Annotated in this window: 8 protein-coding genes; all 8 read left to right on the top strand. The window is 71.4% G+C overall.

Annotated features, from left to right (window positions below):
• The coding region (locus tag KDM41_08290; GenBank protein MCB1183419.1) for a hypothetical protein at positions 1 to 414 on the top strand (414 nt) is incomplete at its 5' end.
• A gap of 21 nt (positions 415 to 435) precedes the next feature.
• Complete coding sequence (uvrB, locus tag KDM41_08285) at positions 436 to 2,463, top strand: excinuclease ABC subunit UvrB (protein ID MCB1183418.1); 2,028 nt, start codon at positions 436 to 438, stop codon at positions 2,461 to 2,463.
• On the top strand, positions 2,460 to 3,329 hold the full coding sequence (gene nadC, locus KDM41_08280) for a carboxylating nicotinate-nucleotide diphosphorylase (protein ID MCB1183417.1): 870 nt from the start codon (positions 2,460 to 2,462) through the stop codon (positions 3,327 to 3,329). The genes uvrB and nadC overlap by 4 nt, the downstream gene beginning before the upstream one ends.
• The gene (locus KDM41_08275; GenBank protein MCB1183416.1) at positions 3,326 to 4,243 is read left to right on the top strand and encodes a biotin--[acetyl-CoA-carboxylase] ligase; all 918 of its coding nucleotides are present in this window, start codon (positions 3,326 to 3,328) and stop codon (positions 4,241 to 4,243) included. Before nadC ends, KDM41_08275 begins: the two co-directional genes overlap by 4 nt.
• Positions 4,240 to 5,007: a type III pantothenate kinase gene (locus tag KDM41_08270; GenBank protein MCB1183415.1), complete on the top strand. Its 768-nt coding sequence runs from the start codon at positions 4,240 to 4,242 to the stop codon at positions 5,005 to 5,007. Before KDM41_08275 ends, KDM41_08270 begins: the two co-directional genes overlap by 4 nt.
• Positions 5,008 to 5,147: 140 nt before the next feature.
• Positions 5,148 to 6,203 carry a response regulator gene (locus KDM41_08265; protein MCB1183414.1) on the top strand — a complete coding sequence of 352 codons (1,056 nt, stop codon included), beginning with the start codon at positions 5,148 to 5,150 and terminating at the stop codon, positions 6,201 to 6,203.
• 230 nt (positions 6,204 to 6,433) lie between these two features.
• The gene (groES, locus tag KDM41_08260; protein MCB1183413.1) at positions 6,434 to 6,724 is read left to right on the top strand and encodes a co-chaperone GroES; all 291 of its coding nucleotides are present in this window, start codon (positions 6,434 to 6,436) and stop codon (positions 6,722 to 6,724) included.
• A 70-nt stretch (positions 6,725 to 6,794) separates the two neighbouring features.
• Positions 6,795 to 8,432 carry a chaperonin GroEL gene (groL, locus tag KDM41_08255; GenBank protein MCB1183412.1) on the top strand — a complete coding sequence of 546 codons (1,638 nt, stop codon included), beginning with the start codon at positions 6,795 to 6,797 and terminating at the stop codon, positions 8,430 to 8,432.
• Positions 8,433 to 8,519: the final 87 nt, after the last annotated feature.

Here is an 8,519-nt window from a genome sequence, read left to right as displayed (position 1 = left end):
GCCGCGAAGCCGGCGCCGACGGCGACCGGGGCGGCAGCCCAGCCCGACCCGCTGCCGGTGGTCGGCGGACCCAACCTGGTGTTTGCCGGCGGCGAGAAACGGCCGGTGGTGCTCCGGGTGATCTGCGATCGACCGGTGGGTGTCGAGGTGAAGCTCGACGCCGCGCCCGCCTTCCGCGGCGCCCGTTGGCCCACGGCCGGCGAGTCGGCGCCGCGCCTGCCGGCCACGGGCATCGAGCCCGGGCGCGTGTACCGCAGCAGTCGGGGGCTGGTGGTGTACTGGGGCGCCCAGGACCACCTCAGCCTCCGCCTCGATCGCACCGATGGCCTGGAGGTGGCGCTGAACGGCCAGGTGCGCAACATCCGGAATCTGCGCCCCGGGGGCGAACTGCTCCTGGACGCGCACGGCGACTAGCCCGGCGCCGTCGGGAGGCCCATGGGACTCTTCAACCTCGTCGCTCCCTTTGCGCCCACCGGCGACCAGCCGACGGCCATCGCCGAATTGACCGCCGAGGCGCGCAACGGGACCCGCTTCCAGACCCTGCTCGGCGTGACCGGCTCGGGCAAGACCTTCACCATGGCGAACGTCATCGCCCAGCTCGATCGGCCGGCGCTGGTCTTCAGCCACAACAAGACCCTCGCGGCCCAGCTCTACGGGGAACTGAAGGGCTTCTTCCCGGACAACGCCGTCGAGTTCTTCATCTCCTACTACGACTACTATCAGCCCGAGGCGTTCATTCCGGCCACGAACACCTACATCGAGAAGGACACCTCGATCAACGACGAGATCGAGCGTCTGCGGCTCCGCGCCACCAGCAACCTGCTCACGCGGGACGACGTGATCGTCGTCGCCAGCGTGTCGGCCATCTACGGTGTCGGCAACCCGACCACGTTCAGGGAAAGCCGCATTCCCCTGCGGGTCGGTCTGGAGATGGACCGTGACGACCTCCTGGCCCGACTCGTGAAGAACCAGTACGGACGCAACGACCTGGAGCCCGGCTACGGGACCTTCCGGGCGCGCGGCGACACGGTGGAGATCCGGTCGGCCTACGAGGAGCGGGTGCTGCGCGTGGAGTTCTTCGGCGACGAGATCGAAGCCATGGCCTGGATCGAGCCGCTCACCGGCCGGGTGCTCGGGCCGGCGGACGACACCGTCATCTATCCGGCGACCCAGTTCGTCACCGGGCCCGAGGGCGTGGGCGTGATCGTCGACGAGATCGGGCGCGACCTGGAGGAGAGGTTGGGGCAGCTCGACGCGGCCGGCAAGCCGCTCGAGGCCCAGCGCCTGGCGTCGCGCACGCGCTACGACATGGAGATGATCCAGCAGATCGGGCATTGCGCCGGCGTGGAGAACTATTCGCGCTACTTCGATCGACGCCAGGCCGGCGAACGTCCGGCCTGCCTGCTCGACTACTTCCCCGACGACTACCTCATGATCATCGACGAGTCCCATGCGACGATCCCGCAGATCGGCGCCATGTACCACGGCGACCGGTCGCGCAAGACGAGTCTCGTCGAACACGGCTTCCGCCTGCCGAGCGCCCTCGACAACCGCCCGTTGCTGTTCGCGGAATTCGAGGAGATGATGCCCCGCACCGTCTTCGTCTCGGCGACGCCGGCGGACTACGAGCTGGCCAAGTGCGCGGGCGTCGTCGTCGAACAGGTGATCCGGCCCACGGGGCTGGTCGACCCGCCCATCGACGTGCTGCCCGTGGCCGACCAGGTGGACGACCTCCTCGAGAAGATCCGCGTGGTCACCGGGCGCGGGGAGCGGGTCCTGGTCACGACGCTGACCAAGAAGATGAGCGAGGACCTGACGGAATACCTCGCGGCAGCCGGCGTGAAGGTGACCTACCTCCATTCGGACATCTCGGCCCTCGATCGGATCGAGATCCTGCGGCGGTTGCGGTTGGGAGAGACCGAGGTGATCGTCGGCGTGAACCTGCTGCGCGAAGGGCTCGATCTGCCGGAGGTCTCGCTCGTGGCGATCCTCGATGCCGACCGCGAGGGCTTCCTGCGTTCCGAACGCTCGCTGATCCAGACCGCGGGCCGGGCCGCGCGGAACGTCAACGGACGGGTCGTGATGTACGCCGATCGGGTCACCCATTCGATGGAGCGGGCCATCTCGGAAACCAACCGCCGCCGGGCGAGGCAGCTGGCCTGGAACGAGGAGCACGGCCTGGTGCCCCGCACGGTCACCAAGAGTCGCGCAGAGATCCTCCAGCAGACCGCCGCCGCGGGCGAGCGGGGGCTGGAGGCGCCGGCGGCGGACCCGCGGCCGTGGGAGGCCGTCATCGACCAGGCCATGTCGCCGCGCGAGATGGTCGAGATGCTCGACCGTGCCATGCGCGAGGCCGCCAAGGCGCTGGAGTTCGAGAAGGCGGCGGCCCTGCGGGACCGCATGGAGGACCTCAAGGCCCAGTGGGGTCTCGGCGACGCCGACGCCCGGGGAGACACCGCATGAACGATGTGAGTCGCACCTTTCCTGCCGACGCCTGGCTCGAGGCCCTGCTGCGGCAGAGCCTGGCCGAGGATGTCGGCCCCGGTGACGCGAGCACCGACGTGACGGCCGTCGCGGGGGCGACCGCGAGGGGCGCCTTCACGGCCCGCGCCGCCGGCGTGGTGGCGGGGCTGCCCCTGCTGGCGCCCCTGTACCGCCTGCTCGATGCGGCGGTGACGGTGTCCGCGCTCGTGCCCGACGGCACGGCGGTGGCCGCCGGCACGGTCGTGGCCGAGGTGCGCGGCCCGGTGGCGCCGCTGCTCACCGGCGAGCGCACGGCCCTGAACTTCCTGCAGCAGCTCGGGGGCATCGCCACCCTCACCGCCCGCTACGTGGCCGCGGTGGCGGGCACGCCGTGCCGCGTCCTCGACACGCGCAAGACGCTGCCCGGCTACCGGGCTCTCGCCAAGTACGCCGTCCGTTGCGGCGGCGGTCACAACCACCGCATGGGGTTGTACGACCGCATCATGCTCAAGGACAACCACTGGGCCGCCGGCGGCGGCGACATCGCGACCCTGGTGCGGCGGTCCCGCGAGCGGTATCCGGCTCTCGCGGTCGAGGTCGAGGTGGACGACATGGCCCAGCTCGAAGCGGTGCTGCCTCTGGGGGTGGAGTGGATCCTCCTGGACAACTTCGATGTCGCGACCACGGCCGCCGCGGTGCGCCTGCGCGACGCCGCCGGGTCCGCGACCCTGCTCGAGTCGTCGGGCAACGTCGACCTGGACACGATCGGCGCGTATGCGCGGGCCGGCGTCGACGCGGCCTCGGTGGGGCGGCTCACCCACTCGGCACCGGCCTGGGACCTGGGCCTGGACATGGAGCGGTCGTGAGGCACCCGGCGGCAGGCGGTCCGGTCCACCGCGACTGGTTCGGGCTGGCGGACTTCCGTCCCGGCGCCCGCTTCGTCCGCGACGGGGCGGCGTTGTACCTGCTCGACGAGGTGGGCAGCACGAACGACTTCCTGCTCGGGCGCGGGCGGCCGGCCCCGGGGCGGTTGTGCACCTGGGACGGCTGGGGCTGGAACGCGGCGGCGCCCGCCTCGCAGGCGCCGGTGACGGCTCCCCGCCCCGGCACCGTCGTGGTGGCACGGGTCCAGACCGACGGCCACGGTCGGCAGGGGCGTCGCTGGCGCGACTGCGGCGGCCTGCACCTGTCGGTCGTCGTGCCGCGGCACCGGGCGGCCGTCGAGCGGGGCGTCTCGGTTTGGCTCGGCCTGATCACGGCCCTCGTGCTGCGCGAGGACTTCCACCTGGACGCGCGGCTGAAGTGGCCCAACGACATCATGGTGCGGGGGCGGAAACTCGGCGGCATCCTGCTCCAGCGCAGCGGCCCGCCGGACGATCGCCTCGTCATCGGCGGGCTGGGCCTGAACCTGACGACCCGTCCCGACGGCTTCCCCGCCGACCTGCAGGGCCGCGCCACGAGCATCCTGATCGAGACGGGCCGCGTGGTGCGGCCCGGCGAGGTGGGCGGGCGCGTCATCGCCCGGGTCGACGCCGAACTGGACCGCTACGAAGCGGAGGGCTGGGAGCCGTACCGGGGTTCCCTCGCCCTGCTGGACTGCCTGCTCGGCCACGACGTGCAGATCATCGCCGGCGAGGACGTGCACTTCGGCCGGGCCGTGGGCATCGACGACGCCGGGGCGCTGCGGGTCGCGCCGGCAGGGGGCGGCGCCGAATTGCGGTTCCGGGCGGGGGACGTCCACCTCGTGCCCGATCGCGACCGGAACCTGGAGGGACCATGAGCGGCGCTGCCGAACGCACCGGGTGCGTCGTCCTCGATGCGGGCAACACGAAGACGCGCGTTGCCGTGTGGCGCGACGATCCGTGCGGGGCGCAGCTCTGGCAGGGCGGCGAAGAGTTGGGCGTCCTGCCGACGCCGACCACGACCGACCCGTCGCCCGCGGCGGGCGTCGCGGCACTGGCGGCCGGCACCCCGACGTTGCCGTCCGTCCTGGTCAGCGTCTCGCCGGCGGCGACGGAACGGCTGCGCGAGCGCCTTCCCGCCCTGGCCGTCGTCGATCACACGTGGGATCTGCCCTTCCGCTGCGACGTGGAGGCGCCCGAACGGGTGGGGGCCGATCGGCTCTGCAACATGGCTGCCGCCGCCGCACTCGGCCGCGACGCGGTGCTGGTGGTGGACGCCGGCACGGCGACCACCTTCGACCTCCTGCTCGCCGGGGCCTTCGTCGGCGGCTTCATCGCTCCCGGGATGGCCCTGGCCGCCGAGGCGCTGGGGGAGCGGGCGGCCCGGCTGGCGCCGGTGCCCTTCGCGTCGGCGCCGTTCGCGCCCGGCCGCAACACCCACGACGCGATGCAGCGAGGGGCCTTCCACGTGGGGGTGCACGGGGTGGCCGGCGTGATCGAGGCGTTCTCCGCGCGGTATCCCGACCTCCATGTCGTCCTGACCGGCGGCTGCGGCCGCTACGTGGCCACCGCGGAGCAGCCCTGGGATCCCCTCTGGACGCTGCGGGGGGCGGCGGTCCTCTGGCGGCGCCGCACGGCCTGAAAGGTCGGCCTCCCGGCGGTATCCGTAAAGATCGGGGGCCGAAGGTCCGATAGGGAGGCGAGGGTGCGGCGCCGGCGGGTCCGGAATCGTCTCATCCGCCGCGACGTGTGTGGGGCGGGGCCGACCCCGAAAGGATCCCTATGGGCCTGAGCATCCTGGTCGTCGACGCGAATCCCGTCTTCCGCCGGGTCCTCGGCGACGTGCTCGCCGGCCTGCCGGGCGTCGACGCCGTGGCGCACGCCGCTTCGGCAGCGGAGGCGCGCCGTCTGGCCGCCGCCCGGCGTCCCGATGTGGCGGTGGTCGACCTGTCCCTGGCCGCGGGCGCGGGCCCCGACCTCGTGGGGCGGCTGCGGCACGAAGATCCGCGCGTGACGGTCATCGGGGTCGCCGAACGGAATGCCGGACCGGGTCCGGCCGGCCTGGCCCGCTTCCGCGGCGCCAGCGCCATCGTCACCCGTCCCGCGCCGGGACCATTCCGGCGCGTGGTGACCGAACTCTCCACCCGCTTCGCACCGCTCATCGCCGCGGCGGGGCGGGCCCACGGGCGTGCCGCCCCGGCCGGGGGCGGCGGGCCGGCGGGCCAACGCGCGCCCCAGGGTCCGTTCTGGATCACGGTCATCGCGGTTTCGACCGGAGGCCCCGAAGCCCTGGGCCGGGTCGTTCCCCTCCTTCCCGCCGACTACCCGACGCCGATTGTCGTGGTGCAGCACATGCCCCCCGATTTCACCCGGGCCCTGGCCGAGAGTCTCGACGCCCGCGCGTGCCTCGCCGTGCGGGAAGGACGGGACGGCGAAGTCCTCGCCGCCGGAGACGTCGTGGTGGCTCCGGGAGGTCGCCATCTCGAGGTGGGCGGGTCGGCCGCGCGTCCCCGCGTGGTGCTGCACGACGGGCCGCCGGAGCTGGGGGTGCGACCGTCCGCCAACGTGCTGCTGCGCTCGCTCGCCGCCGTGGACGGCTCGCGACGGGTGCTCACCGTCGTGATGACCGGGATGGGGGAGGACGGTCTCGCCGGCCTGCGGGCCCTCCGGCCGCGCCGGCCCTACTGCCTCACCCAGACCGAAGCGTCCTGCGCCGTCTACGGCATGCCGCGCGCCGTCGAGCTGGCCGGCCTCGCCGACGAAGCGGTGCCCCTCGAGCGGCTCGCCGCACGTCTTGCGGCCGTGGCCCGGGGAACGGTGCCGCTCCCGACATCCTGACCCACCGCTGCCAGACCAGCGTCGGACGAGTCCGAATGGCAGAACTTGCTGCCATTTTGGCGGTTTTGTCGCTGCTAACCCGGAATCCGCCTGAAAAATTGCGGCGGGGCTTGCGACGCCCCTTTCGTCCGGTATATTGCGGTCAGTTAGCAATCCGCAGGCGAGACTGCCAAACGGTGTCTCGCCGCCCGCAGACCCGGGCTCAATGAGCCGAACTGGAGGATCTAGGCATGGCCCTGAGCATCAAGCCCCTGGCTGACCGCGTCATCGTGGCGCCCATGGAGAAGGAAACCGTCAAGGGCGGCATCATCATTCCGGATACCGCCAAGGAGAAGCCCCAGCAGGGCAAGATCGTGGCCGTCGGCCCCGGCACCGTGAGCGACAGCGGCGAGCGCGTCGCTCCCGAGGTGAAGAAGGGCGATGTCGTGCTGTACGGCAAGTACGCCGGCACCGAAGTGAACGTGGACGGCAAGGACTACCTGATCCTGCGCGAGAGCGACGTGCTGGCCATCCTGGGCTAGTTCCGGCGCCGCGCCCATCAACGGAACCGATCCGGCCCCCGGCCGGCAACCCTCCAAGGAGAGTAGAACAATGGCGAAGATGATCCACTTCAGCGAAGACGCGCGTGACGAGCTCAAGAAGGGCGTGGATGCCCTGGCCAACGCCGTCAAGATCACCCTCGGCCCCCGTGGCCGGAACGTCATCCTGGACAAGAAGTTCGGTGCGCCGCTGGTCACCAACGACGGCGTGACCATCGCCCGCGAGATCGAGCTCAAGGAGCCCTTCCAGAACATGGGCGCCCAGATGGTCAAGGAAGTCGCCAGCAAGACCAACGACGTGGCCGGCGACGGCACCACCACCGCGACGATCCTCGCCCAGAGCATGATCAACGAGGGCCTGCGCAACCTCGCCGCCGGCGCCAACCCGATGTTCGTCAAGAAGGGCATCGAGGCTGCCACCGCCGCGGCCGTGGCCGAGATCAAGAAGCAGGCGAAGCAGGTCAAGGACAGCGCGACCATCGCCAACGTCGCGGCCATCTCGGCCAACAACGACAAGGCCATCGGCGGCATGATCGCCGAGGCGATGGAGAAGGTCGGCAAGGACGGCGTCATCACCGTCGAAGAGGCCAAGGGCACCGAGATGGAGCTGGACGTGGTCGAGGGCATGCAGTTCGACCGCGGCTACCTGAGCCCGTACTTCGTGACCAACGCCGAGCAGATGCGCGTCGAGCTGGACCACCCGCTGGTCCTGATCTTCGACAAGAAGATCGCCTCGATGAAGGACCTGCTGCCGATCCTGGAGAAGGTCGCGCAGATGGGCCGCCCGCTGCTGATCATCGCCGAGGACGTCGAGGGCGAGGCCCTGGCGACCCTGGTCGTGAACAAGCTGCGCGGCACCCTGAACATCGCCGCGGTGAAGGCGCCGGGCTTCGGCGACCGCCGCAAGGCCATGCTCGAGGACATCGCCGTGCTGACCGGTGGCCGCGTCATGAGCGAGGACGCCGGCCTGAAGCTGGAGAACACGACCACGGCCGATCTGGGCCAGTGCTCGAAGATCACCATCGACAAGGACAACACGACCATCGTGGGCGGCCAGGGCAAGGCCGGGGACGTCAAGGCCCGCATCGCCCAGATCCGCGCCCAGATCGAGGACACCAGCAGCGACTACGACCGTGAGAAGCTGCAGGAGCGCCTGGCCAAGCTGGCGGGCGGCGTCGCGGTCATCCGCGTCGGCGCCACCACCGAGGTCGAGATGAAGGAGAAGAAGCACCGCGTCGAGGACGCCCTGAGCGCCACCCGCGCCGCGGTCGAGGAGGGCATCGTGGTCGGTGGCGGCGTGGCGCTGCTGAAGACCGTCAAGGCCATCCAGAAGCTCGACCTGACGGGCGAGGAGGCGGTCGGTCGCGACATCGTGGCCCGCGCCGTCGAGGAGCCCCTGCGCATGATCGCCGCCAACGCGGGCATCGAGGGCAGCCTCGTGGTGGCCCGCCTGCGCGACGAGAAGAAGGCCACGATCGGGTTCAACGCCGCGAGCCTCGAGTACGAGGACCTCATGGAGGCCGGGATCATCGACCCCGCCAAGGTGACCCGCTCGGCCATCCAGAACGCCGCCTCGATCGCCGCGATGCTGCTGACCACCGAGGTCTGCATCACCGACGAGCCGGCCAAGGACAGCGGTCCGGCCATGCCGGACATGGGTGGCATGGGCGGCATGGGCGGCATGATGTAGCCCCCAGCCTGCGACGCCCGCACACACGACCCCTCCCGCGGCGACGCGGGAGGGGTTTTGTTTGTCGGCCCGCGACCCGTGGACTAC

It is taken from the genome of bacterium (assembly GCA_020440705.1).
Taxonomy (GTDB): Bacteria; Krumholzibacteriota; Krumholzibacteriia; order LZORAL124-64-63; family LZORAL124-64-63; genus JAGRNP01.
Note: the sequence above shows the minus strand (reverse complement) of the source record. Positions and strands in the feature narration are given on the sequence as shown.

What these genes read in the sequence shown, in the direction of transcription:
- nadC (MCB1183417.1), top strand. Translation starts at nt 2,460, where the DNA reads ATGAACGATGTGAGTCGCACCTTTCCTGCCGACGCCTGGCTCGAGGCC.
- KDM41_08270 (MCB1183415.1), top strand. Translation starts at nt 4,240, where the DNA reads ATGAGCGGCGCTGCCGAACGCACCGGGTGCGTCGTCCTCGATGCGGGC.
- uvrB (MCB1183418.1), top strand. Translation starts at nt 436, where the DNA reads ATGGGACTCTTCAACCTCGTCGCTCCCTTTGCGCCCACCGGCGACCAG.
- groES (MCB1183413.1), top strand. Translation starts at nt 6,434, where the DNA reads ATGGCCCTGAGCATCAAGCCCCTGGCTGACCGCGTCATCGTGGCGCCC.
- KDM41_08265 (MCB1183414.1), top strand. Translation starts at nt 5,148, where the DNA reads ATGGGCCTGAGCATCCTGGTCGTCGACGCGAATCCCGTCTTCCGCCGG.
- groL (MCB1183412.1), top strand. Translation starts at nt 6,795, where the DNA reads ATGGCGAAGATGATCCACTTCAGCGAAGACGCGCGTGACGAGCTCAAG.